The sequence below is a fragment of the Hydrogenovibrio marinus genome, from assembly GCF_013340845.1.
Taxonomy (GTDB): Bacteria; Pseudomonadota; Gammaproteobacteria; order Thiomicrospirales; family Thiomicrospiraceae; genus Hydrogenovibrio; species Hydrogenovibrio marinus.
The window spans coordinates 850,994-876,920 of record NZ_AP020335.1; the positions used below are offsets into that span (position 1 = coordinate 850,994).

Genomic DNA, 25,927 nt, shown 5'->3' on the forward strand with positions numbered 1-25,927 from the left:
GTTAACCCCCAACCTGGCAGATTTTTCAGGTCATAGATTGTCAGAAGCAAACTCTGCCAATCGAGAGCGCTCACCTTGTTTTAAGGTGATGTGCGCCGCATGAGGCCAGTTCTTGAAGCGGTCAACAATGTAGGTTAAACCTGTTGTTGTTTCTGTAAGGTAAGGAGAGTCGATCTGACCGATATTACCGAGACAGACAATCTTAGTACCTTCACCAGCACGAGTCACCAACGTCTTCATTTGCTTCGGTGTCAGGTTTTGTGCTTCATCCAGGATGATGAACTTGTTTTGGAAGGTTCGGCCACGCATAAAGTTCAATGATTTGATTTTGATGCGCTTGTTCAGTAGCTCTTGGGTGGTTTCCTTTTCCCAATCGGTATGACCCTCTGACTTGGTCAGTACTTCAAGGTTATCCATTAAAGCCCCCATCCAAGGAGTCATTTTCTCCTCTTCGGTACCAGGAAGGAAACCAATGTCGTCACCGATTGGAATGGTGGCGCGCGTCATGATGATTTCGTTATAGATACCTTCATCCAGAGTTTGCTGTAAGGCTGCAGCCAAAGCAAGTAGCGTTTTCCCTGTACCGGCTACACCGAGTAGGGAAACAAAGTCGATATTTGGATCGATCAGGAAGTTGAGCGCCATGTTCTGCTCATGGTTTCTGGCACTAATTCCCCAAACGTTGTGTTTGTTGTTTTCAAAATTGTGCATGTATTCGAGTGTTGCAACGCCATTGTGAATATTGCGGACAATCGCGCTGAAACCGGATTCGTTTTCGCTCACTAGGCATTGGTTTGGATACCAATGGTGGTTGTCTCCAACCTCGATTTCATAAAAGGTATTATTGTTTTCCTGCCAAGACTTCATTTTGCTGAAGTTCTCTTCGAAGAAATTCTCAGGCAAAATTTCCCAGCCGGTAAATAGCAAGTCGGCATCTTCAAGCACGCGATCATTGTAGTAGTCTTCTGAGTGCAACCCAGCTGCAGAAGATTTGATGCGCATGTTAATGTCTTTGGTGACGAGGGTAACGCCACGATTTGGGTACATTTCTTTTAGCGCTAGACCGGTTTGAAGAATGTGATTGTCGGCTTTATGGCTTGGTAGAGACTTAGGCAGTTCAGCCAAGAGAGGCTCTGTTTCAAAAAAGAGTTTTCCAAGGTAGGAGTTGTCCGAGTCTTTGTTTGGGTGAATGCGTTCTAGATCCAGCCCTTGTTTGATTTCTTCAAACGTGGCGTTGCTGATAATCTGGTCAATCAAACGGTTGGTTTCACGTACGTTTCGTGAGACTTCCGACATCCCTTTTTTTCCGGCGTCCAACTCTTCAAGTACGGTCATAGGCAAGAAAATGTCATGTTCTTCAAAGTTGAACAATGCCATCGGGTCATGCATCAATACATTGGTGTCGAGAATAAAAAGTCTTTTTACTGCATCTGTCATGAACTTTTCCTAATTAAAGATTCATTTTCAATGTGATTGCAACTGACGAAGTTGAGTGAGCACGTCGGTAACATGGTCTTTCACTTTTACTTTGCGCCATTCATGGATCAGTTTGCCGTTAGGGTCGATCAAAAACGTACTCCTTTCAATACCAAGATATTCACGACCGTAGTTCTTTTTAAGTTTGATAACATCAAAGAGTTGGCAGAGGACTTCGTCGCCATCACTAATCAACTCAAATGGAAAATCGTATTTTGCTTTGAAGTTTTCGTGTTTTTTAATGGAGTCTTTTGAAACCCCTAGAATTTGTGCGTTGAGTGCTTGAAAGTCAGAAAGGTGTTCGCCGAAGTCAGCCCCTTCGGTTGTGCAGCCTGGCGTATTGTCCTTAGGGTAGAAATAGAGGACGGTGTAGTGTCCTTTGAGGTCGCTTTCGGTAATGGTGAGGTTGGATGTGGCTTCTATACTGAACTTTGAAACTGTGTCCCCAATTCGTACACTCATTTCGACTCCTTTTTGATAGTCAGTATGCATTGAAAAAAAACATTGTTCAATGAAAATTTTATGAAAACAAAAAAAGCGTCGAAAGCGGGCTGAAACGCGAAAAGTCTGCTTGAAGAAAGTGGGTGGAAAAGGTAATATTATGCCTTTGTCTTTCGGTCATTTTTTTGGAGAATTTCACCGTGTTTAGAGGAAGTATGGTTGCTTTGGTCACGCCAATGTTGGCGGACGAATCTGTGGATTTTGCGGCGCTCGAAAATCTAATTGAGCTTCATGTCAAATCCAAGACTAAGGCGATTGTTGCTGTGGGAACAACCGGTGAATCAGCAACATTGGATTTTGAAGAGCACTGCAAAGTAGTGCGTTTTGTTGTTGAAAAAGCTGCAGGTCGTATTCCTGTGATTGCCGGGACGGGCGCCAACTCTACCTCTGAAGCGATTGAATTAACTCAGTGTGCTAAAGATGCTGGTGCGGATGCCTGTCTTTTGGTAACGCCTTATTATAATAAGCCTACACAAGAAGGTTTATATCTGCACTACAAAAAAGTGGCTGAAACGGTTGATATCCCTCAGATTCTTTACAATGTTCCAGGTAGAACGGCTTGTGATTTGTTGCCTGAAACAGTTGGTCGTTTAGCATCAATTAAAAACATCATCGGTATTAAAGAAGCCACGGGGGATTTGTCTCGTGTGGCAAAAATCAAAGCTTTAGTGCCTGATGATTTTGATCTGTATACGGGTGATGATGCTACAGGTATTGAATTCGTTTTATTGGGTGGCCACGGCACAATCTCTGTAACCGCAAATGTCGCGCCAGCCATTATGGCCGAGGCTTTTGACGAAGCTTTGGCGGGTAATGCTGAAAAAGCTAAAGCACTTGATGCCAAAGTGGCTGGGTTGCACTCAAAACTTTTTGTCGAAGCTAACCCAATTCCTGTGAAATGGGCGATGACTGAGATGGGATTGATCGGGTCAGCTATTCGATTGCCGATGACGCCTTTATCACCCGCCTACCATGAAGAGGTAAGACAGGCCTTAAAAACCGCCGGGGTTCTCTAAATAATTATGACTTTTTTTCAAATGTTCAATCGAGTGGTCATTTTAGTGATGACCTCTTTTTTACTTATCTCCTGTTCATCAACTGCTTCCAAAAATGCTAACGATGTTTTAAATAACTACGATGATTCTGATGTTGACTATCGTGCAACGGAATCAAAGCTGGCACCTAACTTAGACGTGCCACCTGACCTGCTAGCACCTAGAGCTGCTAATGATGGATTTGCACAAGCATTGGCTGCGCAAGTTAAAGATGAACCTGAATCTACAATTCCTACCTATCAGGCACAAAACATTCGGGTTGAGTCAAACCTCTCTGAGCGTTGGTTGGTTGTCAAAGGGTTGAATGACGAGCAGGTCTGGAAAGGTGTGCAGGCATTTTTAGTCTCTGCAGGCTTTAAAATCAAAGATGTCAGAAAAGACACTGGATTCATCAAGACTGAATTCACGCCAAGAAAAGAAATTGTTCCGCCAGATGCAATGGGGCCGATTTCACGTGTGTTGAACAGCTGGCGACCTGAGTTGGCTGATGGTGCTTATGACCGTATTATCGCTAGAGTAGTTTATGATGCAGGCAAAAGTGAGACTCGCGTTTATTTCTATAACACAACCATTTATGACGCTTCATCTGTTAACGACGAAGACGCGGTTGTAACCGGTGGTAAGACAGGTTGGCAAATTCTTCCATATAGCCCTCTGATTGAGGCTGAAACACTGTATCAAGCGCTAATTTTCTTTGGGACTTCGCAGCAAAATGCTATGAAGCAAATCGCGACAGTTGAAAAACAGCGTGATCTGGTTGATGGAAGCAAAGAGTTTGACGGCGTTGTCTTTGATGCGGATAAAGACACAGTATGGAGTTATTTGGTTGCCATGGTTTACCGTTCAGGTTGGCAGATTGACCATATGAAACCGCAATCTTATGCTGTTTGGGTCAAAATTCCGGAAGGATTGCAAAAGAAAAAAGGCTTTATGTCGAAGTTGGCATTCTGGAGTTCGGATGATGAGCATAAGCCAGCAACGGTTATTTTGACCGTGGAAAACATCAAAGATGCTACGAAACCGCAAAGCTTGCTAAGAGTGCATGCGGAAGAAAATGCCACGCCATTGTCAGCAGAGCAACAAAAAGCAGTTGTTGAGTCGATGGGGCTGCTGGCGCAGTGATATTAAATTTGATTAAAACCCTGGTCTCAGGGTTTTTTTGTATTGCTTCAATTTAAGGAATTGTCATGCAAGTTATTTGGGGAAATCCAGCTCATTCTCAATATCGTTTAGAAAAATTATTGGCAAAGCTTCGTCTGAAGCAGGCCATTAACACGGTTCGCTCTCAATATGTGTATTTTGTAGAGACTATTGATAATGGGGCATTGGCTGAGTCAGATGTTCAAAAATTGAATGTTTTGTTGAACGAATCCAAGGAAATAATCAGTGGCGAGTTAAATGATTCTTCATTCATTATTGTGCCGCGTTTAGGAACCATTTCGCCATGGTCATCAAAAGCAACGGATATTACTCGTACTTGCGGTATTGAAGCTGTACAGCGTATCGAAAGAGGGGTTGTCTATTTCGTCGAAGGCGCCTCTGATAAACAAAGTATTGCTACAGACATCCATGACCGAATGATGGAGCAGGTGTTTTATTCGTTTAATGGATTGTCTGAGCTATTCTCACATCAAACACCTAGGCCTTATACTACGGTTGATATTCTGGGTGGTGGTAAAGAAGCACTTGTGGCTGCCAACAGAGAAATGGGTTTGGCGCTATCAGCCGATGAAGTTGATTATCTTGTTGAAGCATTTCAAACGTTGAACCGTAATCCGGTGGATGCTGAGCTTATGATGTTTGCTCAAGCGAACTCAGAGCATTGCCGTCATAAGATATTCAACGCTGATTGGACAATTGATGGCGAGAATAAACCAAACTCTTTGTTTGGGATGATTCGCAATACCTATCAGAAGAACCCAGAAGGGGTTTTGTCAGCCTATAGTGATAATGCCGCGGTTATCGAAGGTTCAAAAGCGACGCGCTTTTTTCCGAACCCTAAAACACGCCAATATCAATATTCCGCTGAGAATGTTCACTTTCAAATCAAAGTAGAAACTCACAATCATCCAACCGCAATTTCGCCATGGCCAGGTGCAGCAACGGGTTCTGGTGGGGAGATTCGTGATGAAGGTGCGACTGGACGTGGTTCAAAACCTAAAGCAGGTTTGACTGGTTTTACCGTTTCCAACTTGAATATCCCAGGTTATAAGCAACCATGGGAAAGAGACTATGGTAAACCTTCACGTATTGTTTCTGCTTTTGACATCATGATAGAAGGGCCTTTGGGAGCAGCTGGATTCAATAATGAATTTGGCCGTCCTGCGATCAATGGTTATTTCCGTACTTATGAAAATGCCATGATCACTCATGATGGCGAGGAAATGCGTGGCTATCACAAACCGATTATGTTGGCGGGTGGTTTAGGAAATATCCGTGAAGAACATATTCAGAAAAACGATATTCCTGTTGGCGCAAAACTGGTTGTTTTAGGTGGTCCAGCGATGTTGATTGGTTTGGGAGGCGGTGCTGCGTCATCTGTTGACAGTGGTGCGGGCTCTGAAACTTTGGATTTTGCCTCTGTACAACGTGAAAACCCAGAAATGGAAAGACGTGCTCAAGAGGTAATTGATCGTTGTACCTATTTGGGAAATGACTCTCCAATTGCTTCGATTCACGATGTAGGTGCGGGTGGTCTATCTAATGCCTTTCCAGAATTGGTGAATGATTCTGGTCGTGGTGGACGCTTTAATTTGCGTGATGTGCCAAACGATGAACCAGGCATGTCTCCGATGGAAATCTGGTGCAATGAGTCTCAAGAGCGTTATGTTATTGCGATTTACCCTGAAAAAATTGAACAGTTTGAAGCTATTTGTAAGCGTGAGCGTTGCCTGTACGCCATTGTAGGTGAAGCAACAAAAGAACAAAAATTGGTTGTTAATGATACCGTTTTTGACAATAACCCAGTTGATATGCCGTTGAATGTTCTGTTGGGTAAGCCACCAAAGATGCATCGCCAAGTTGAATCACGTCCTATTCCGCAGCCAGGATTTGAGCCTGCTGTATTGGATATGAATGATGTTACGGAAAGATTGTTAAAACTGCCAACCATCGCCAGCAAGAACTTTTTGATTACAATCGGTGATAGAAGTATTACCGGTATGGTGACCCGCGATCAGATGGTGGGGCCTTGGCAGATCCCAGTCGCAAATGCTGGGATTACCTGTAGTGATTACCAGGGATATACCGGTGAAGCGATGGCTTCTGGTGAAAGACCGCCTGTTGCGTTGATCAACCCGAAGGCCTCTGCTCGCCTCTCTATTGCTGAAGCGATTACCAATATTGCCTGTGCAAAAATTTCCGATATCAGTGATATTAAAATTTCTGCGAACTGGATGGCAGCAGCAGGGCACCCTGGCGAAGATTCTGCGTTGTACGATGCTGTAGAAACGGTCGGTTTGGAATTGTGTCCAGTGCTGGGTATCGCTGTACCGGTTGGAAAAGATTCCATGTCAATGAAGACGGTCTGGGAAGAAAATGGTGAACAAAAATCTGTTACGTCACCGGTTTCATTGAATATCACCACTTTCGCCAAAGTTGAAGATGTGCGTAAAACAGTGACGCCTCAATTGAGAGCGGATTTGGGTGATACACGTATCTTGGCGATTGACCTAGGGAAAGGGCAAAACCGTTTAGGTGGAAGTTGCTTAGCTCAGGTATATAACCAGATTGGCGATGAAGCTGCTGACTTAGATTCAGCAGAAGATTTGAAGAATTTCTTTGCAGCAGTGCAGGAGTTGATTGCACAAGACAAGCTATTGGCTTATCACGACCGTGCTGATGGTGGTTTCTTGATTACCGCACTTGAGATGGCTTTTGCTGGACATTGTGGTTTGAACTTAGATGTCACTCAACTAGGGGAAGAGCCTGTATCTGCATTGTGTTCGGAAGAGGTTGGTGCGCTTATCCAGGTTAAATCTTCTGATTTAGAAGCGGTGAACGCTGTTATCACCAAGCATGGTTTGACAGATATGGTTGCGGACATCGGAAGAGTGTCAAATGATGATGTGGTTGCTATTTCAGCGCATGGTAAAACGATTCTTCAAGGCGCTCGTAAGCACTATCAAAAGTGGTGGACTGAAACGAGTTATAAGATGCAGGCTTATCGTGATAATGAAGAGTGTGCACAACAAGAGTTTGATGCCATTGAAAATGATGAGCATACCGAAATCAAGCCTTTCGTCAGTTTTGATCAAAACGAAGATATTACAATAAGCTTCAGCCGTGAAAACCGACCAAAGGTGGCGATTTTAAGAGAGCAAGGTGTTAACGGTCAGCAAGAAATGGCGGCCGCCTTTGAAAAGGCTGGGTTTGATGCCATAGATGTGCATATGACGGATGTACTGTCCGGTGATATCAACTTTGCAGACTTTAAAGGTCTGGTTGCCTGTGGCGGTTTCTCTTATGGAGATGTATTGGGCGCGGGACGTGGTTGGGCAAACTCAATTTTGTTCAACCCTGTTGCAAGAAGCGCTTTTGAAACCTTCTTCAATCGTCAAGATACGTTCTCTTTAGGGGTTTGTAACGGTTGTCAAATGTTGTCAAATCTAAAAGAGATTATTCCCGGTGCGGAAAGCTGGCCGAAGTTTGTACGAAACAAATCAGAACAGTTCGAAGCACGTTTCTCTTTGGTTGAGATTCAGCCATCCCCCTCTATTTTATTGCAAGGCATGGAAGGTTCAAGAATTCCAGTTGCTGTTGCGCATGGTGAGGGGCGTATGGACTTTGGCACAGTTTCTTCGGCTGGTGTAGATGGTTTGGTTGGCGTGCGCTATGTCAATGCAGAAGGGCAGCCAACTGAAACCTATCCATTTAACCCGAATGGTTCTGAAGCAGGGATGACGGGATTAACCACTACCGATGGGCGTGTCACTATTATGATGCCGCACCCTGAGCGAGTATTTAGAACCGTACAAAACTCATGGCATCCAGATGATTGGCAGGAAGATGCCCCTTGGATGCGTTTATTTAGAAACGCCAGAAAATGGGTTGGGTAATTAAAAGGACTTAGGTTACGTTTTTGTAGCGTATTTATTCCATAAAAATTAGATAGGTAGTAATAATATGTCTTTATTTGACATTTATTAGCGTTTTCTTTAATGTTATCCGACTTTAAAAATTTTTATTACTTATAACGGTTGCTAAAGAAATTTAATAGCCAATTTCAATTTACAAAACGGAGTAGGAGACTATGTCTTTAAATCGTCGTGAATTTCTTCATGTGATGTCTATGGCCGCAGCGGCAGGTATGTTGCCAGGTACTGCGAGCGCAATGTCATCTAGCCCAGCTAAAAAAGGTGCTGCGGCATCAATGGATATGTATAACTTACCAATGAAAGGTAAAGTTCGTTTACTACACATTACTGATACGCATGCGCAGTTAAAGCCTATCTTCTTCCGTGAGCCAAACGTTAACCTTGGAACAGGCCCTGCATTTGGTAAATTGCCGCACGTTGTTGGTCATAAATTGATCAAAGAACTAGGCATTGAAGAAAACACGCCTTTATCTTATGCGTTCTCATTCTTGAACTTCCAAGACGCTGCAGACCAGTATGGTAAAGTTGGTGGTTTTGCTCATATCAAAACATTGCTAGACAAGCTACGTGAAACGGCCGGTGGTCGTGATAACACATTGACTATGGATGGTGGTGACCTTTGGCATGGTTCAGGGACTGCTCTTTGGACGCGTGCGCAAGACATGGTTGAAGCTTCTAACATTATCGGTGTTGACATCATGACTGGTCACTGGGAATTTACTTACCATGAAGAAGAAGTTCTAGCGAACCTTCAGAAGTTCAAAGGTGAATTCTTGGCACAAAACATCCGTATCAAAGAAGATTCACTATTTGGTGATGACTATAAAGATATGGTTGAGCGTCATGGTGGAATCGGTCTGTTCAACGAAGACGAAGCGCGTGCATTCAAGCCTTACACTATTAAGATTGTAAATGGTGAGCGTATTGCTGTTGTTGGTCAAGCTTTTCCACGTACAGCAAATGCTAACCCTCAATCAAACTTCCCAGATTGGTCATTCGGTCTTCGTGTAGATGCACTTCAGGATACGGTTAACAAAATCCGTCAAACAGAGAAGGTTGCTGCTGTTGTAATGATTTCTCACAACGGTATGGATGTTGATATCAAAATGGCATCACAAGTTAGCGGTATTGACGCTATCTTCGGTGGTCACACGCATGATGGTATTCCAAAAACAATCAACATTAAAACACCAGAAGGTGGTGTTTGTTACGTAACTAATGCTGGTTCAAACGGTAAGTTTGTTGGTTGTATGGATCTAGATATCCAAAACGGTAAATTGAAAGGTGTCAACTATACGTTACTACCTGTATTCTCAAATGTACTACCTGCTGACAAAGAAGTTGATGCTTTCTTGACGCAATTGTATTTGAAAAAATACGACGACAACGTTGTAGAGTCTCGTGATCCTTCACGTGCATACAGCAAAGAACGTCTAGGTAAAACTTATGGTGAAATCCTAAGTGAAGAACTAGCAGTAGCTGAAGATACACTATACCGTCGTGGTAACTTCATGGGTACTTGGGACCAAATCATCGTAAATGCATTGCGTGAAGAGCATGATACTCAAATCGCTATGTCTGCAGGTGTTCGTTGGGGTACTTCTGTTCTAGCTGGTGAAACCATCACTATGGAACGCGTTATGGATGAAACTTCTATGACTTATGGTGAAACTTATAAGTCAGAAGTTTCTGGTGCTCAAATGAAAGATATCCTAGAAGGTATCTGTGAAAACTTATTCCAAAAAGACCCATACCTACAGTCTGGTGGTGATATGGTACGTCTTGGTGGTATGGACTACACTTGTGAGCCAAACGCTACTCTTGGTAACCGTATCACAGAGATGCGCTTGGATGACGGTACACCTCTTGAGCCAAACAAAAAGTACACTGTTGCTGGTTGGGCGCAAGTTGAAGCAGTTGGAAGCGGTCGCTTGATGTGGGACGTAACAGCTGATTACCTACGTCGCCATAAAAACGACATGAAGCTTAAGAAAGTAAACCACCCATCACTTAAGGGTGTTAAAAACAACCCAGGTATCGAAGCATACCCAGGTAAAATGCTTTAATAGAGCAAGCTTGACTTAAGCAAATAAAAAACCCGCGCTAATGCGGGTTTTTTTATGTCCGGAGAATATGTCCTCATATTGCTTATCACCTAAAAATCTACCAGGTTGGGTATGGCGCAGTAAAACACTGTTTATGGTTTTCGAGCTTGTGGACAGTAAGTAGATAAGGGTAGGCGTGTGTGGCCCTAGCTAATTTTGCTTATTGGTTCAATTGTACGCTTAGAAATGAATCTACTAAAGCCTGTTGGTAAGGAGCTAAAATGCGTTTTTTTAAGGAGGCGCAAAATGCTGTGGAAAATCCGAGCTCCTTTGTTAAAAAATGAGATCTTAAATCGATCTTATCACTGTCTTCAAACGCCATTTGCGCAACGATTCCTATTCCAAATCCTTGACGTACATATGTTTTGATAACATCAGCGTCAGAAGCAACGATTTCAAATTGAAATTGAGGGTTTAATGCCTTTAAAGCGCATGCAACCTTATCACTATGGCTAAAGCCTTTTCTGTAAGAAAGAATTGGAAAATTCAATAGTTTTTCTAGACTTAAATCCGTGTTCCAAACAGGGTGCTTGTGGGGGGCTATTAATAAATGAGACCATTTATAGCCACTAAGAGCCTCTAACTCCTCTTTGTCGGCTAAAACTTCAGAACAAATTGCTATATCAATAATATCTTTTTTAAGCATGTTATATAAGTTTTCTGGAGAGCTTTCTTCAATATGAAATTTTGTATCAGGATGTGTTTGCTTGAAAATCGATAATACTCGCGGGAGAACGTAACGAGCCTGAGTGTGAGTGGTGCCAAGTCTAATACATCCTTTATGCGGATTTTTACAGGCTTCGCTTACTGTTTGAATATTCTTCTGTGCCATGCAAATAATTTTTGCTTGCTCAAGAATTTTTTCTCCATCCAATGTAAAGGATACTAGTTTTTTTGAATGGCGGACAAATATAGGAAACCCTAACTCGTCTTCAAGAAGCTTAAGCTGCCTGCTGCCTGCAGACTGCACTATATGAAGGTTTTGAGATGCGAGTGATAAATTTAAGTTGGTTTTATTGAGTTCAATGAGTAATTTAATTTGTGTAAGAGTCATTGATATCTCCAATTTAGATATAAAGTTCAATTAATATCATTTAATTTAATACATTGCAATGTGTAGAATGACTTATAAATCATTTTTTGGAGTTTATAAATGTTGTTTACAGTTTGTCAATACGTAGGAATTTCGAAAAGCAAGATATACGCTACAACGTTATTTTTTGTAGGTTTTTTGGTGTGGCTTTTAGTGTCAGTTGGAAATGTGTGGTTGTTATTATCAGGGGTGGCATTGGGAATCGTTTTTTATTATTTTAGTTTTGGTTTTGCGGGTTTTTGGAAACATGCAATTCTTGACAGAAAAACATTAGGTATGAGGTCTCATCTTGTTCTTCTTGCAGTAGGCGGCGCGTTATTTTTCCCTTCACTATCTCTTTTCCCTGAATTTGGTTATAACATTGCTGGAGCAGTACGTCCATTGGGTATAAATGTGTTTATTGGAGCATTTATTTTTGGCTCTGGCATGGCTCTAATGGGGAGTTGTTCTTCTGGTACTTTAAAGAAGATGGGATCATTTGATTGGTTATTTTATTATGTATTCTTGTGGATGATTATTGGAGGAACTTTGGCAGCCTCACAAATGGGATTTTGGCTAGAGTTGCCTTCGTTAGAACCGTTTTCGGTAGCTACCGACATTCCTTGGTATTTGGGCTTATGTTTACATTTACTCGTCATATTTGTTTTGTATCGTTTATTATTGAAATGGGAAGCAAGTCGTTATGAATATATTGAACTACTGGTGTTTAAAGGAGAGAGAGGCGTAGTTTCTTCTCCCTTACTTCTAGCGGCAACTCTAGTGGTTATTCTGAACTATATAATTTTATTGGTGAGTCATCACCCATGGGCTATAAGCTGGATATTTCCTAAATTAGGTATTATTGGAATCCAAGAGTTATCTTTACCTATTGACTGGGAATTTTGGGAGTTTAGTTCACAAAATGAAAGTTCTTTGTCCAAAAGGGTTTTGGATGACTCAATAGTTTTGACAAGTTTAGGGATGGTCATCGGTGTATCTTTAGCTTTTTTGGGACAAACATTAGTCTCTAGGAGAGAACATCATCATCTGTCGAGCGCCAATTTAACTCCAGCATGTAGCAATTATGAGATTGTGAAGCGTATATTGTTTGCAACATTTACAGGCGGCATGATGGGATATGGTTCAGTGATAGCTTTTGGCTGCAATGTAGGTGGTTTTTTTAGTGGAATCATTTCCGGAAGTTTACATGGTTGGCTATGGTTAGTTTCAGCCTTGCTGGGAATGACTTTGACACTCTTTATTATGAACAACTTTAAGCGAGTCAGGGCTTGAAATTTAAAAGTTGATTATGTTTTCTCAATGTTGGGGAGCTGGAGAGTAAAGTGTTTGATAAGTTGTATCGCTTTGTGTAAATTTAAAACTTATACTCAATCTGCAATCTAGTTGCGCTATTTGTGATGGACTTGTTTAATACAGAAAATACGCAGAGTAGTGCTTCAAATTTCCAATCCTTCCAAAAATTCTAGGCTAAGCTTCTACTTCTTAAAGTCTTAGAGATTATTATATTCGAAACGATTTTTAATCGGTTTATCTGTATTTTTATATCGCATAGCAACTGTATTTGAAGAAGGGGTAATACTCTTCTTCATTGCTTTAAAGAGTATGTTGAAGTTGTGGAGCTCTCTATTTTCTGAGTTCGTTTGAATAAGTGGAAGCGGTAAATTGATAATGTGCTTCCTACATTTGGAAGAAATTTCCAGTTCAGTAACCAAATCCTAAATTGATTTCATTCTTATTATAATCAGAATTTTCGCTGCTTCTTACCGATAGAACAATTGTTATTTAGATCTCCCTCGCCGCGAATATCGGGGGTAAACACACTTAGTATTGCTTGAGAGAGCTAGTTGTGAGAATAGAAAATCCACGTAAAACCCGAATGTAATTGACTTAAGTGTTTTTATATGTCCTGCTTTAGTTTATATAGTTTTTGCTGTCGTTTTAATTGCGTTATAAGTCTAAAAGTTGAGAGAAAGAGACGGTCTTGAATGGTTATCCTGGAGTTGCATGGTAGAGTCCAGCCAGTGTTTTTAAAAATCTTCCTATATAGATCGATTGGATAATTCTGACGTTAAACACATAGTGTTGTTTCCTGCAGTATCAGTTTGTCTGTCTAAACAAAATACTCAGCCATTTGGGATTGCGTGTTAGAAGCAGTTATCTGAATAGACGTTGCCTAAAAAAACAATTTGAAAGCAATATAGATTAATCCAGAATAGATGATGTATCCAAAATAATGTCCGGATAATGCCGATAAAACTCCAGATCTTAGTCACTTCTTTCTCTGGAATGATATTAGTTGTTGTAGTAATAATTCTAATTACAACCTTTGATTGGAGTAGTTCTCTAAAACAATAGCTGCTGCTTCAAACGCTTAATACGATCAAAAAGGACCCGGACTTGATTAATTTCCGGGCCAAAAGGAGGAATGATAGGAATATTCTATGCAAGTAAGAGGGGGGAGTTGATATTTTTAATTATTATTGAATTTTATTAACTAAAAAATTCTAGCCTTGCCAAGTGTTTATGTCAGACTTTTTGCCTATCCACGGCATAATCCACATTTGATACAGCGAAGTAAAAATCATAATCGAAGAAGCCAAGCTATACCCAAAACCACCAATGATTACAAGCCATGCATATTCAGGGTTGCTCTTGGTCAACCACCAAGAAGCCACATCTATCACCAAAAACGCAAATGGAATGAAGATAAGAGTTCCTTTCACCCACCGGTTCCAGCTGACAGACATGGAGAAAATCAGCCCAACAAAGAAGAAAATAAATGAAATCCCAAACAAATGGATATGCGCGACACGTACCATAGAGGTTTCCGTAGCACCATGATCAACTTTTGCAAATAATTTAATGACATCGTACTTCGGAATGTCAGGAATACCAGGAATCACACCATGACACTTAGCACAATACTTGTCGACTATTGGCTTGATTTTCGGTTCCCACTGAGACTTTGGGGCACCGTCACGCGCCCATTGAATCAAAGTAAAACGAGCCTCCGGTGGCGCATTCATTTTCATTGAGCCGTTGAGTTTTGCTTCTAGCGTTGAACCTGTACGGTTTCCGTAATAACTGTAAACAATATCATTCACTGATAAGCCAAACTTTCCGTCAGCCATACCATGAGTTAACATAATCTGTACCCCCGCCATTAAAAGGCCTAGGCATGTTACCATCAAATATCCTGTGAACAATGCTTTAACTGGAATAGATATATTAGTGAGGTTAAGCGAAGAACAATTACTATTCATTGGTTGAATACCTTGTGATTTAATATATAAAAAAAGAACATCCTGGCTTTTTAAACCAAGAATGTTCAAAGACCGAGGAGCACTCGAGTCAAACGTAAAATCGTAACGATATGTGGGTGTTTTATCGTTTATCTTTAAAGAAACGCCATCCGCTAATCATTGTGCTAACCATTGATTGGCGAGACATAATATCTTCGCGGATTGCGACATATACATGGGCAATTACAAAAACAACGATAATCCATAGACCAAGTCGGTGCCACGAATGGACATCTTGGCTTTGACCAAAAAGTGGTATTACCCATCCAAACAACTGATTTGCCCAACTTCCAGGGCCTGTTCCCTCTCCATAAAGTGCAAACCCAGTAAAGATCATTAAAATGGAGCCAAGGACAAACATACTAAACATTGCAAGTTGTGCCATAGGGTTATGACCTTCATGCTTGCCAGGTTCTTTTTTTAGAAATAGATACCATTTTAATTCGTCAATAAATCCTTTACGCCATGAGGCACGCCAGATTGGTACATAAAACAGTTCACGAGCGTGATGATTCCCTACAAAAGCCCAATAAATTCGACCTGCAAAACCAATTGCAAAAATATAGGCCGCACTGAAATGTAGAAAACGAATAGTTCCCATCAGGTAGTGATCTGATGCTTCGCCGCTCATCGTTGGTAAAGGATTGCCTATTAAATAGCCAGTTATTCCAAGTACAATAATGGCCAACATATTTATCCAGTGCCAGAGTCGTATAGGGGCTTCATACACATAAACTTTGTCTACACCCGTTAAATTGGCATCACTCATTTGAGTTCTCCTATTTTATTAAAGTGTGTGCATTCACAGGTAGTGCGGATGCACACTTTTTGTAGTTATCGAACCTTGACGGTCGCCATTTCTTCGCCTTCTTCACTCATAACATGCGTTGAACACGCTAAGCACGGATCAAAACTGTGAAGGGTACGAAGTACTTCGACCGGTTCATCTGGGCGTTCCATTGGAGTTCCCATAAGAGATGCTTCAAAAGCTCCTATATTTCCTTTAGGGTCACGAGGAGAGCCATTCCAAGTTGTTGGCACAACACACTGGTAGTTTTTGATCTTTCCTTTCTCAATAACAATCCAGTGCGCCAGAGCACCGCGAGGAGCTGCAACTGTTCCCACACCTTTGGCATGTTCAGGCCAGCTCGAAGGATCCCACTTGTCTGTATTAGCCGTACTGCTATCACCGTTTTTAATGTTGCTGATCAATTGGTTGAAGTCATCTAGCATCATGTCTCCGCAATACTCTGATTCAAGAGCACGAGCAAGAGTTCGGCCGATTGTTGATCCAAGGAAAGCTTTCAGGTCGGTGATGTCTTTATGGTTTGGGTCTAGCAAACGACATACAGCGTTAAACCTATTTAGGCTTGTGTGAACCTGAGTCTTAACGTATTCAACGCCTTGGGCATAGGCAAGTATATAGCGTGCAAGTGGCCCTACTTCGACAGCATGCCCCCTCCAGCGCGGGGATTTGATCCAGGAATATTTTGCAGATTCGTCGATTTCGATGATGTTTGTTCTCGACCCTTTTGTTTTAGATCCTAGTTCATAGTTTGGCTCTGTAATACCATCCCATGGATGAAGTCCTTTTGTTTCGTCTGGGTATTTGTACCAAGAATGAGTGACAAATTCTTGAACCTGCTCAGGATCTCTAGGGTCAACTGGATGAATTTTCCCCCAATCTCCATTAATGATTGCACCTCCAGGTAGTTGATCTGTAGATTTATCATATGGAGTTTTAGGGTATGCGCCATAATCCATAACGTTTGTCGCGGATAGCCCTCCACCATATAGCCAGTCGCGATAGAAAGCTGCGATAGCTATAACGTCGGGTACATAGACATTGGTGTTAAAGGTTCGCCCTTGTTCTATAAGTGATTTGACAAAGTTTAAACGCTCCATGTTTATAGGGGCACCCGCGGCCATATCTCCATCGATGTTTATTGCACAAGGCACACCTCCAACCATATAGTTAGGGTGAGGGTTTTTACCACCGAATATCGCATGGATTTTGACGATTTCTTTTTGGAAGTCCAGAGCTTCAAGATAGTGGGTAACAGCCATAAGATCTGCTTCGGGAGATAATTTATAGGCGGGGTTACTCCAATAACCATTCTTGAAGATTCCGAGTTGCCCAGAATCTACGAACTTTTGGATTCTGATTTGAATGTCTTTGAAGTAGCCAGGGCTAGACATTGGGTGATGCGGTGAGACTAGTTTTTGTAGTTCAGAGGTTGCCTGAGGATCTGCCTTCAAAGCATTTACTGGATTGACCCAGTCTAGAGCATGTAAATGGTAGAAATGCACAATATGGTCATGAATTTGAAGTGTTTTGGCCATAATTTCGCGAATTAAAGTGGCATTGTGCGGAATTTTGATATCTAGAGCATCCTCAACCGCTCGAACTGATGCCAAAGCATGGCAGCCAGTGCAGACACCACATATGCGTTCTACAAATGCCCATGCGTCACGAGGGTCGCGTCCGCGAAGAATAACCTCAAGGCCTCGCCACATAGTGCCTGTGGATACGGCATTTTGGATGACATTGTTTTCATCAACGTTGACTTCACAACGCATGTGGCCTTCGATACGAGTAACAGGATCAATGACTACTCGACGACCGGAGTTGTCCATCTTATAGTGGTTTGGTGTGTTTAATACGCTCATTATTATTTATCTCCTTTCTTTTGAGCCGCTTTTACAGCACTTATCGCTGCATGAGCGACTACTGCTGCACCGACAACACCGATGGCGGTTTTACCAATATCGTCTGCCGTTGCTTCAATGCCAAATGCGTTCATCTCTGTATCGCGTGAGTAGAAGGATCCTTTGTCCCAGAACCCATCTTCAGAACAGCCGATACAGCCATGACCAGATTGAATCGGGAAGGAAGTTCCTCCATTCCAACGGACGGTTGAGCAGGCGTTATAAGTTGTTGGGCCTTTGCATCCAACTTTGTATAAACAGTAACCTTTACGAGCACCTTCGTCATCCCACTCTTCTACAAATTGACCGGCATCAAAGTGAGGGCGGCGGTAGCATTTATCATGAATACGTTGTGAGTAGAACATTTTAGGACGACCTTGTCGGTCCAGCTCAGGGATGCGATCAAAGGTTAGCATATAGGTAATGACGCCAGTCATGACTTCAGCAATTGGAGGACACCCAGGCACTTTGATAATCGGTTTGTCATACCCGCCGCCAAGAAATTTATGTACTGGCGTGGCCTGCGTAGGGTTTGGTTTTGCTGCCTGTACGCATCCCCATGACGCGCAAGAACCCCATGAAATGATAGCTTTTGCATCATCGGCCATGCGTTTTAATTGTTCGGAAAAAGGGCGGCCACCGATAATGCAGGACATTCCATCCTGATTAAGCGGAGGGTTCCCTTCTACCGCAAGAATATAGTTTCCTTTATATTTTTCTTTAATTTCATCAAGAATCGCTTCCGCTGCATGTCCAGAGGCTGCCATGAGGGTGTCGTCATAATCCAGAGAGATCATGGATAACACTACGTCTTTTGCTAGTGGGTGAGCAGAACGAATAAAGGATTCTGAACAACACGTACATTCCAAACCATGCAACCAGATAACAGGCGTGCGAGGCTTTGTTTCCATCGCATGAGCAATTTTGTTCGCATAAGCAGGACTAAGCCCTAATGCAGCCGCAGTAAGGCTACAGTATTTCAAAAAGCTGCGACGCGTAATTCCTTGGCGCCGCATGACTTCATAGAACGTTTCAACTTGAGATGACATAGCAATCCTCGTTTTTATTTTTTAACTTGAAATAGATTAAGTACTAAAAAGGGCGTAAGCCAAAGTGCATGTACTTATGTTCTTGTTGCTCTAAGCGCGCCTAGTGCCAAGTTGATAAAAATACATATATTTCAATAGGTAATGGTGATTTTTTAAGATTCCATTTCTTGTTTTTTGAAAACAAACTTTTCGTATATTTATTTTTTCGAAAACAAAGTTTCCGTTTTTTTTTGAAAGAGCTATAAGTTTTTTGAAATGGCCATAAGTTTTTTTGATTTTTTTAATTGAAGGAAAAGAGTACTATTTTAAAAAAAACGGAAACTTAATTATCTATTTGGAATGAAAATGAAAACTTTAGTTTTAGGTATCGGTAATTTACTATGGGCCGATGAAGGATTTGGTATTCGCTGTATTGAGTATATGGATGCGGAGTATTCTTTTGATGACTCTGTTGAGCTAATGGATGGTGGTACTCAGGGGATATATTTAGCTCACCATGTTCAGGAGGCTGATAATCTGATTATTTTTGATGCAATTGATTACGGTATGTATCCAGGAGAAAAGCGTGTTATTCGTAATGATGCTATTCCGAATTTTATGGGCTGTAAGAAAATGAGTTTACATCAGACGGGGTTTCAAGAAGTTTTGTCTACAGCAAAGTTAATGGGGAGGTATCCGAGCCAACTTGCATTGATTGGTGTTCAACCCCGATTATTAGATGATTTTGGCGGTTCGTTAACGCCTGAGGTTGATGAGCAGATAGTTCCTTGTGTGGAGATTGCGCTGCGCTTTTTAAAAAAATGGGGAGTGGAATATGAGCATAGAGGTAAGAAGGGAAGTGAAGAAGGTCTTGTTGCAAAGGAATTGAATAAAGCTAAGTATGAAAGTGAGCGCCCACCGGAATGGATAGCAAGAAGAGTTGGTGATGAAAGAGTGCTGGCTGACAAGAATTACAGTCTGCGTGATACCCCTCTTTATGAGGGAATTAGTAATGTTAAGTCTGTTCCTGTAGATGGTCGTAAATTATTTGAAAGGAATGAGTGATGTGCATAGGTGTTCCCATGGAGATTTTGTCCTGCAATGATTTGATTGCTCATTGTTGCAATGAAGAAGAAGGACGAGAGCAGGAGGTGGACATGTCGCTGGTCGGCAATCAGTTGATGGGTACTTGGGTGTTGGTGTTTCAGGGGGTAGCAAGAGAGGTGATTGAAACAGATGTTTTGGATCAAGTTCTACGAGCAAGAAGAGCGATGGCTGCTGCACTCGAAGGTGGGGATGTGGATGTCTTCTTTGCTGATTTGATTAACAGGGAGCCCGAGTTACCTGTACTGGTCAAGCAATTTCGGACACATCACGTTTATAATTTTCATATTCAATAGGACTCATGTCACCATTGCTTGTATGAAGCCTTTCTAAGTTGTAATAACGCATATACGCTTTCACATCGTCAATCATATGCTCATGGTTAGGTTGATGTACTTTGAGCAGCCAGTCATGCTTTAAACTGCCAAAGAACCTTTCAACCACGGCATTATCCCAACACGCGCCAACATCGCCCATTGAGGCTCGGATTTTGAATTGTTTCAGCTGCGCTCTAAATGCGTCACTGGTGTATTGTGATCCACGATCACTATGGAAGATCACCCCTTTGGGCGGCTTTCTAAGCCAGTAGGCTTGCTTGAGCGACTCAAGCACGAGTTCGGTGGTCATGCGCGGGCTGATTGACCAACCGATAATCCGGCGTGAGTACAAGTCCATCACCACGCTCAGGTATAGCCAACCCTGTGCGGTTTTTAAATAGGTGATATCACCGGCCCACACTTGATTCATGCCTGTGGGGTTAAAGTCCATGTTCACAAGGTTATCTGCCACAGCGTGGCTTGGGTCCCGTTTTGTGGTGACTTTGAATGCAACACGCTGTTCAACCTTTAGGTTTAAGATTTCCATTAACTTGATGACTTTGTGGCGCCCAACCTTAAAGCCTTCTTTACGTAATCGCTTCATCAGTTCTCGTGAACCGAGACTGTTTCGACTGGCTATAAAAAGGGCTTTAGCTCGCCGATACAGTCGCAGTTGTTCTTCGGTAATAATAGCCTTGGGACGCTTGATCCAATCGTAATAGCCGGAGCGGCTAAAACTCATCACCTTACAGCTTAATTTAACCGAGTAGCCTTCTTGCGCCAACGTATGGATAAACTCAAATCCTAGTGCATTTCTCGGGCGAAGAAGGCTGAGGCCTTTTTTAAAATGTCTTTTTCCATTCGAAGCCGCTTGTTTTCAGCTCGCAGCTTTTTGAGTTCTTCACGCTCATTATCGCTTAAGGCCGCACCATTGGTTTGCGCTTCAAGCTTGTCTTTCCACTTGTAAAGCAAGTTTGGATTAACGCCTAGCGCTTGCGCCGCTTCAGCAACGCTATAACCTTGTTCAGTGACAAGCGCGACCGCTTCTTGTTTAAATTCTTTGGTGTAAGTTTTATAAACTCGCTTCTGATTCATAACCACTCCTAGATTCGACAACATCTATTGTCTCTCATTGAAGTGTCCGTTTCCATTAGACCAGTTCAAACATTAGTCTCTAGGAGAGAACATCATCATCTGTCGAGCGCCAATTTAACTCCAGCATGTAGCAATTATGAGATTGTGAAGCGTATATTGTTTGCAACATTTACAGGCGGCATGATGGGATATGGTTCAGTGATAGCTTTTGGCTGCAATGTAGGTGGTTTTTTTAGTGGAATCATTTCCGGAAGTTTACATGGTTGGCTATGGTTAGTTTCAGCCTTGCTGGGAATGACTTTGACACTCTTTATTATGAACAACTTTAAGCGAGTCAGGGCTTGAAATTTAAAAGTTGATTATGTTTTCTCAATGTTGGGGAGCTGGAGAGTAAAGTGTTTGATAAGTTGTATCGCTTTGTGTAAATTTAAAACTTATACTCAATCTGCAATCTAGTTGCGCTATTTGTGATGGACTTGTTTAATACAGAAAATACGCAGAGTAGTGCTTCAAATTTCCAATCCTTCCAAAAATTCTAGGCTAAGCTTCTACTTCTTAAAGTCTTAGAGATTATTATATTCGAAACGATTTTTAATCGGTTTATCTGTATTTTTATATCGCATAGCAACTGTATTTGAAGAAGGGGTAATACTCTTCTTCATTGCTTTAAAGAGTATGTTGAAGTTGTGGAGCTCTCTATTTTCTGAGTTCGTTTGAATAAGTGGAAGCGGTAAATTGATAATGTGCTTCCTACATTTGGAAGAAATTTCCAGTTCAGTAACCAAATCCTAAATTGATTTCATTCTTATTATAATCAGAATTTTCGCTGCTTCTTACCGATAGAACAATTGTTATTTAGATCTCCCTCGCCGCGAATATCGGGGGTAAACACACTTAGTATTGCTTGAGAGAGCTAGTTGTGAGAATAGAAAATCCACGTAAAACCCGAATGTAATTGACTTAAGTGTTTTTATATGTCCTGCTTTAGTTTATATAGTTTTTGCTGTCGTTTTAATTGCGTTATAAGTCTAAAAGTTGAGAGAAAGAGACGGTCTTGAATGGTTATCCTGGAGTTGCATGGTAGAGTCCAGCCAGTGTTTTTAAAAATCTTCCTATATAGATCGATTGGATAATTCTGACGTTAAACACATAGTGTTGTTTCCTGCAGTATCAGTTTGTCTGTCTAAACAAAATACTCAGCCATTTGGGATTGCGTGTTAGAAGCAGTTATCTGAATAGACGTTGCCTAAAAAAACAATTTGAAAGCAATATAGATTAATCCAGAATAGATGATGTATCCAAAATAATGTCCGGATAATGCCGATAAAACTCCAGATCTTAGTCACTTCTTTCTCTGGAATGATATTAGTTGTTGTAGTAATAATTCTAATTACAACCTTTGATTGGAGTAGTTCTCTAAAACAATAGCTGCTGCTTCAAACGCTTAATACGATCAAAAAGGACCCGGACTTGATTAATTTCCGGGCCAAAAGGAGGAATGATAGGAATATTCTATGCAAGTAAGAGGGGGGAGTTGATATTTTTAATTATTATTGAATTTTATTAACTAAAAAATTCTAGCCTTGCCAAGTGTTTATGTCAGACTTTTTGCCTATCCACGGCATAATCCACATTTGATACAGCGAAGTAAAAATCATAATCGAAGAAGCCAAGCTATACCCAAAACCACCAATGATTACAAGCCATGCATATTCAGGGTTGCTCTTGGTCAACCACCAAGAAGCCACATCTATCACCAAAAACGCAAATGGAATGAAGATAAGAGTTCCTTTCACCCACCGGTTCCAGCTGACAGACATGGAGAAAATCAGCCCAACAAAGAAGAAAATAAATGAAATCCCAAACAAATGGATATGCGCGACACGTACCATAGAGGTTTCCGTAGCACCATGATCAACTTTTGCAAATAATTTAATGACATCGTACTTCGGAATGTCAGGAATACCAGGAATCACACCATGACACTTAGCACAATACTTGTCGACTATTGGCTTGATTTTCGGTTCCCACTGAGACTTTGGGGCACCGTCACGCGCCCATTGAATCAAAGTAAAACGAGCCTCCGGTGGCGCATTCATTTTCATTGAGCCGTTGAGTTTTGCTTCTAGCGTTGAACCTGTACGGTTTCCGTAATAACTGTAAACAATATCATTCACTGATAAGCCAAACTTTCCGTCAGCCATACCATGAGTTAACATAATCTGTACCCCCGCCATTAAAAGGCCTAGGCATGTTACCATCAAATATCCTGTGAACAATGCTTTAACTGGAATAGATATATTAGTGAGGTTAAGCGAAGAACAATTACTATTCATTGGTTGAATACCTTGTGATTTAATATATAAAAAAAGAACATCCTGGCTTTTTAAACCAAGAATGTTCAAAGACCGAGGAGCACTCGAGTCAAACGTAAAATCGTAACGATATGTGGGTGTTTTATCGTTTATCTTTAAAGAAACGCCATCCGCTAATCATTGTGCTAACCATTGATTGGCGAGACATAATATCTTCGCGGATTGCGACATATACATGGGCAATTACAAAAACAACGATAATCCATAGACCAAGTCGGTGCCACGAATGGACATCTTGGCTTTGACCAAAAAGTGGTATTACCCATCCAAACAACTGATTTGCCCAACTTCCAGGGCCTGTTCCCTCTCCATAAAGTGCAAACCCAGTAAAGATCATTAAAATGGAGCCAAGGACAAACATACTAAACATTGCAAGTTGTGCCATAGGGTTATGACCTTCATGCTTGCCAGGTTCTTTTTTTAGAAATAGATACCATTTTAATTCGTCAATAAATCCTTTACGCCATGAGGCACGCCAGATTGGTACATAAAACAGTTCACGAGCGTGATGATTCCCTACAAAAGCCCAATAAATTCGACCTGCAAAACCAATTGCAAAAATATAGGCCGCACTGAAATGTAGAAAACGAATAGTTCCCATCAGGTAGTGATCTGATGCTTCGCCGCTCATCGTTGGTAAAGGATTGCCTATTAAATAGCCAGTTATTCCAAGTACAATAATGGCCAACATATTTATCCAGTGCCAGAGTCGTATAGGGGCTTCATACACATAAACTTTGTCTACACCCGTTAAATTGGCATCACTCATTTGAGTTCTCCTATTTTATTAAAGTGTGTGCATTCACAGGTAGTGCGGATGCACACTTTTTGTAGTTATCGAACCTTGACGGTCGCCATTTCTTCGCCTTCTTCACTCATAACATGCGTTGAACACGCTAAGCACGGATCAAAACTGTGAAGGGTACGAAGTACTTCGACCGGTTCATCTGGGCGTTCCATTGGAGTTCCCATAAGAGATGCTTCAAAAGCTCCTATATTTCCTTTAGGGTCACGAGGAGAGCCATTCCAAGTTGTTGGCACAACACACTGGTAGTTTTTGATCTTTCCTTTCTCAATAACAATCCAGTGCGCCAGAGCACCGCGAGGAGCTGCAACTGTTCCCACACCTTTGGCATGTTCAGGCCAGCTCGAAGGATCCCACTTGTCTGTATTAGCCGTACTGCTATCACCGTTTTTAATGTTGCTGATCAATTGGTTGAAGTCATCTAGCATCATGTCTCCGCAATACTCTGATTCAAGAGCACGAGCAAGAGTTCGGCCGATTGTTGATCCAAGGAAAGCTTTCAGGTCGGTGATGTCTTTATGGTTTGGGTCTAGCAAACGACATACAGCGTTAAACCTATTTAGGCTTGTGTGAACCTGAGTCTTAACGTATTCAACGCCTTGGGCATAGGCAAGTATATAGCGTGCAAGTGGCCCTACTTCGACAGCATGCCCCCTCCAGCGCGGGGATTTGATCCAGGAATATTTTGCAGATTCGTCGATTTCGATGATGTTTGTTCTCGACCCTTTTGTTTTAGATCCTAGTTCATAGTTTGGCTCTGTAATACCATCCCATGGATGAAGTCCTTTTGTTTCGTCTGGGTATTTGTACCAAGAATGAGTGACAAATTCTTGAACCTGCTCAGGATCTCTAGGGTCAACTGGATGAATTTTCCCCCAATCTCCATTAATGATTGCACCTCCAGGTAGTTGATCTGTAGATTTATCATATGGAGTTTTAGGGTATGCGCCATAATCCATAACGTTTGTCGCGGATAGCCCTCCACCATATAGCCAGTCGCGATAGAAAGCTGCGATAGCTATAACGTCGGGTACATAGACATTGGTGTTAAAGGTTCGCCCTTGTTCTATAAGTGATTTGACAAAGTTTAAACGCTCCATGTTTATAGGGGCACCCGCGGCCATATCTCCATCGATGTTTATTGCACAAGGCACACCTCCAACCATATAGTTAGGGTGAGGGTTTTTACCACCGAATATCGCATGGATTTTGACGATTTCTTTTTGGAAGTCCAGAGCTTCAAGATAGTGGGTAACAGCCATAAGATCTGCTTCGGGAGATAATTTATAGGCGGGGTTACTCCAATAACCATTCTTGAAGATTCCGAGTTGCCCAGAATCTACGAACTTTTGGATTCTGATTTGAATGTCTTTGAAGTAGCCAGGGCTAGACATTGGGTGATGCGGTGAGACTAGTTTTTGTAGTTCAGAGGTTGCCTGAGGATCTGCCTTCAAAGCATTTACTGGATTGACCCAGTCTAGAGCATGTAAATGGTAGAAATGCACAATATGGTCATGAATTTGAAGTGTTTTGGCCATAATTTCGCGAATTAAAGTGGCATTGTGCGGAATTTTGATATCTAGAGCATCCTCAACCGCTCGAACTGATGCCAAAGCATGGCAGCCAGTGCAGACACCACATATGCGTTCTACAAATGCCCATGCGTCACGAGGGTCGCGTCCGCGAAGAATAACCTCAAGGCCTCGCCACATAGTGCCTGTGGATACGGCATTTTGGATGACATTGTTTTCATCAACGTTGACTTCACAACGCATGTGGCCTTCGATACGAGTAACAGGATCAATGACTACTCGACGACCGGAGTTGTCCATCTTATAGTGGTTTGGTGTGTTTAATACGCTCATT

General features: G+C 41.8%; 19 protein-coding genes. 8 read left to right on the top strand and 11 right to left on the bottom strand.

The genetic code is table 11. The features are described from left to right. Positions 1–30: 30 nt before the first annotated feature. Together HVMH_RS03915 and HVMH_RS03920 are read right to left on the bottom strand one after the other, a co-directional pair. Entirely contained in the window at positions 31–1,437 is a 1,407-nt protein-coding gene (locus tag HVMH_RS03915; protein WP_029908131.1) for a PhoH family protein, read from the bottom strand. 27 nt (positions 1,438–1,464) lie between these two features. Further along, positions 1,465–1,938 (bottom strand): peroxiredoxin, encoded by a 474-nt coding sequence (locus HVMH_RS03920; protein ID WP_029908133.1) that lies wholly within the window; start codon positions 1,936–1,938, stop codon positions 1,465–1,467. A gap of 179 nt (positions 1,939–2,117) precedes the next feature. Here HVMH_RS03920 and dapA point away from each other — a divergent pair, with 179 nt between their 5' ends. The 4 genes from dapA to HVMH_RS03940 all read left to right on the top strand — a co-directional run bounded on the left by dapA (position 2,118) and on the right by HVMH_RS03940 (position 10,194). Beyond that, the gene (gene dapA, locus HVMH_RS03925) at positions 2,118–2,993 is read left to right on the top strand and encodes a 4-hydroxy-tetrahydrodipicolinate synthase (RefSeq protein WP_035629193.1); all 876 of its coding nucleotides are present in this window, start codon (positions 2,118–2,120) and stop codon (positions 2,991–2,993) included. Positions 2,994–2,999: 6 nt separating this feature from the next. Then, on the top strand, positions 3,000–4,154 hold the full coding sequence (locus HVMH_RS03930) for an outer membrane protein assembly factor BamC (RefSeq protein ID WP_029908137.1): 1,155 nt from the start codon (positions 3,000–3,002) through the stop codon (positions 4,152–4,154). A gap of 65 nt (positions 4,155–4,219) precedes the next feature. Further along, the gene (gene purL / locus HVMH_RS03935; protein WP_029908139.1) at positions 4,220–8,089 is read left to right on the top strand and encodes a phosphoribosylformylglycinamidine synthase; all 3,870 of its coding nucleotides are present in this window, start codon (positions 4,220–4,222) and stop codon (positions 8,087–8,089) included. Positions 8,090–8,283: 194 nt separating this feature from the next. Next, positions 8,284–10,194: a 5'-nucleotidase C-terminal domain-containing protein gene (locus tag HVMH_RS03940; protein ID WP_029908141.1), complete on the top strand. Its 1,911-nt coding sequence runs from the start codon at positions 8,284–8,286 to the stop codon at positions 10,192–10,194. A gap of 199 nt (positions 10,195–10,393) precedes the next feature. Here HVMH_RS03940 and HVMH_RS03945 read toward each other — a convergent pair whose 3' ends face one another. Further along, positions 10,394–11,287 carry a LysR substrate-binding domain-containing protein gene (locus HVMH_RS03945; RefSeq protein WP_051623193.1) on the bottom strand — a complete coding sequence of 298 codons (894 nt, stop codon included), beginning with the start codon at positions 11,285–11,287 and terminating at the stop codon, positions 10,394–10,396. A 99-nt stretch (positions 11,288–11,386) separates the two neighbouring features. Here HVMH_RS03945 and HVMH_RS03950 point away from each other — a divergent pair, with 99 nt between their 5' ends. Then, positions 11,387–12,598: a YeeE/YedE thiosulfate transporter family protein gene (locus HVMH_RS03950; RefSeq protein ID WP_029908145.1), complete on the top strand. Its 1,212-nt coding sequence runs from the start codon at positions 11,387–11,389 to the stop codon at positions 12,596–12,598. Positions 12,599–13,830: 1,232 nt separating this feature from the next. Here the strand turns inward: HVMH_RS03950 and HVMH_RS03955 are convergent. The 4 genes from HVMH_RS03955 to HVMH_RS03970 all read right to left on the bottom strand — a co-directional run bounded on the left by HVMH_RS03955 (position 13,831) and on the right by HVMH_RS03970 (position 18,386). Then, a complete protein-coding gene (locus tag HVMH_RS03955) occupies positions 13,831–14,472 on the bottom strand; it encodes an elongation factor-1 alpha (RefSeq protein WP_232087811.1) in 642 nt (213 codons plus the stop codon). Between the two features lie 238 nt (positions 14,473–14,710). Next, positions 14,711–15,397, bottom strand: a complete 687-nt coding sequence (cybH, locus tag HVMH_RS03960) for a Ni/Fe-hydrogenase, b-type cytochrome subunit (RefSeq protein ID WP_029908151.1) — start codon at positions 15,395–15,397, stop codon at positions 14,711–14,713. A 65-nt stretch (positions 15,398–15,462) separates the two neighbouring features. After that, entirely contained in the window at positions 15,463–17,298 is a 1,836-nt protein-coding gene (locus HVMH_RS03965) for a nickel-dependent hydrogenase large subunit (RefSeq protein WP_029908155.1), read from the bottom strand. 2 nt (positions 17,299–17,300) lie between these two features. Beyond that, positions 17,301–18,386 (bottom strand): hydrogenase small subunit, encoded by a 1,086-nt coding sequence (locus HVMH_RS03970; protein ID WP_029908158.1) that lies wholly within the window; start codon positions 18,384–18,386, stop codon positions 17,301–17,303. 345 nt (positions 18,387–18,731) lie between these two features. On the opposite strand from HVMH_RS03970, the gene HVMH_RS03975 reads away from it, so the two are divergent. Next, complete coding sequence (locus HVMH_RS03975) at positions 18,732–19,430, top strand: HyaD/HybD family hydrogenase maturation endopeptidase (RefSeq protein ID WP_035628762.1); 699 nt, start codon at positions 18,732–18,734, stop codon at positions 19,428–19,430. Further along, positions 19,430–19,765 (top strand): HypC/HybG/HupF family hydrogenase formation chaperone, encoded by a 336-nt coding sequence (locus HVMH_RS03980; protein ID WP_051682465.1) that lies wholly within the window; start codon positions 19,430–19,432, stop codon positions 19,763–19,765. Before HVMH_RS03975 ends, HVMH_RS03980 begins: the two co-directional genes overlap by 1 nt. Here the strand turns inward: HVMH_RS03980 and HVMH_RS03985 are convergent. Further along, positions 19,719–20,881, bottom strand: a protein-coding gene (locus HVMH_RS03985; RefSeq protein WP_155988733.1) for an IS3 family transposase whose coding sequence is annotated in 2 segments (ribosomal slippage) — positions 19,719–20,617 and positions 20,617–20,881 — 1,164 coding nt in all. Because the reading frame shifts where the segments join, the coding sequence is not laid out codon by codon here. The two genes, HVMH_RS03980 and HVMH_RS03985, sit on opposite strands and share 47 nt — an antisense overlap. 144 nt (positions 20,882–21,025) lie before the next feature. On the opposite strand from HVMH_RS03985, the gene HVMH_RS03990 reads away from it, so the two are divergent. Continuing rightward, entirely contained in the window at positions 21,026–21,226 is a 201-nt protein-coding gene (locus HVMH_RS03990) for a YeeE/YedE thiosulfate transporter family protein (RefSeq protein ID WP_269473363.1), read from the top strand. Positions 21,227–22,458: 1,232 nt separating this feature from the next. On the opposite strand, the gene HVMH_RS03995 is transcribed toward HVMH_RS03990, so the two are convergent. The 3 genes from HVMH_RS03995 to HVMH_RS04005 form a co-directional block, all read right to left on the bottom strand. Continuing rightward, positions 22,459–23,100, bottom strand: a complete 642-nt coding sequence (locus HVMH_RS03995; RefSeq protein WP_232087811.1) for an elongation factor-1 alpha — start codon at positions 23,098–23,100, stop codon at positions 22,459–22,461. Between the two features lie 238 nt (positions 23,101–23,338). Beyond that, positions 23,339–24,025 (bottom strand): Ni/Fe-hydrogenase, b-type cytochrome subunit, encoded by a 687-nt coding sequence (cybH, locus tag HVMH_RS04000; RefSeq protein WP_029908151.1) that lies wholly within the window; start codon positions 24,023–24,025, stop codon positions 23,339–23,341. A 65-nt stretch (positions 24,026–24,090) separates the two neighbouring features. Then, positions 24,091–25,926 carry a nickel-dependent hydrogenase large subunit gene (locus HVMH_RS04005; RefSeq protein WP_029908155.1) on the bottom strand — a complete coding sequence of 612 codons (1,836 nt, stop codon included), beginning with the start codon at positions 25,924–25,926 and terminating at the stop codon, positions 24,091–24,093. Between the last annotated feature and the right edge of the window lies 1 nt (position 25,927).

What these genes read in the sequence shown, in the direction of transcription:
- HVMH_RS03915 (WP_029908131.1), bottom strand. Translation starts at nt 1,437, where the DNA reads ATGACAGATGCAGTAAAAAGACTTTTTATTCTCGACACCAATGTATTG.
- HVMH_RS03920 (WP_029908133.1), bottom strand. Translation starts at nt 1,938, where the DNA reads ATGAGTGTACGAATTGGGGACACAGTTTCAAAGTTCAGTATAGAAGCC.
- HVMH_RS03930 (WP_029908137.1), top strand. Translation starts at nt 3,000, where the DNA reads ATGACTTTTTTTCAAATGTTCAATCGAGTGGTCATTTTAGTGATGACC.
- purL (WP_029908139.1), top strand. Translation starts at nt 4,220, where the DNA reads ATGCAAGTTATTTGGGGAAATCCAGCTCATTCTCAATATCGTTTAGAA.
- HVMH_RS03940 (WP_029908141.1), top strand. Translation starts at nt 8,284, where the DNA reads ATGTCTTTAAATCGTCGTGAATTTCTTCATGTGATGTCTATGGCCGCA.
- HVMH_RS03945 (WP_051623193.1), bottom strand. Translation starts at nt 11,287, where the DNA reads ATGACTCTTACACAAATTAAATTACTCATTGAACTCAATAAAACCAAC.
- HVMH_RS03950 (WP_029908145.1), top strand. Translation starts at nt 11,387, where the DNA reads ATGTTGTTTACAGTTTGTCAATACGTAGGAATTTCGAAAAGCAAGATA.
- HVMH_RS03955 (WP_232087811.1), bottom strand. Translation starts at nt 14,472, where the DNA reads ATGTTAACTCATGGTATGGCTGACGGAAAGTTTGGCTTATCAGTGAAT.
- cybH (WP_029908151.1), bottom strand. Translation starts at nt 15,397, where the DNA reads ATGAGTGATGCCAATTTAACGGGTGTAGACAAAGTTTATGTGTATGAA.
- HVMH_RS03965 (WP_029908155.1), bottom strand. Translation starts at nt 17,298, where the DNA reads ATGAGCGTATTAAACACACCAAACCACTATAAGATGGACAACTCCGGT.
- HVMH_RS03970 (WP_029908158.1), bottom strand. Translation starts at nt 18,386, where the DNA reads ATGTCATCTCAAGTTGAAACGTTCTATGAAGTCATGCGGCGCCAAGGA.
- HVMH_RS03975 (WP_035628762.1), top strand. Translation starts at nt 18,732, where the DNA reads ATGAAAACTTTAGTTTTAGGTATCGGTAATTTACTATGGGCCGATGAA.
- HVMH_RS03980 (WP_051682465.1), top strand. Translation starts at nt 19,430, where the DNA reads ATGTGCATAGGTGTTCCCATGGAGATTTTGTCCTGCAATGATTTGATT.
- HVMH_RS03995 (WP_232087811.1), bottom strand. Translation starts at nt 23,100, where the DNA reads ATGTTAACTCATGGTATGGCTGACGGAAAGTTTGGCTTATCAGTGAAT.
- cybH (WP_029908151.1), bottom strand. Translation starts at nt 24,025, where the DNA reads ATGAGTGATGCCAATTTAACGGGTGTAGACAAAGTTTATGTGTATGAA.
- HVMH_RS04005 (WP_029908155.1), bottom strand. Translation starts at nt 25,926, where the DNA reads ATGAGCGTATTAAACACACCAAACCACTATAAGATGGACAACTCCGGT.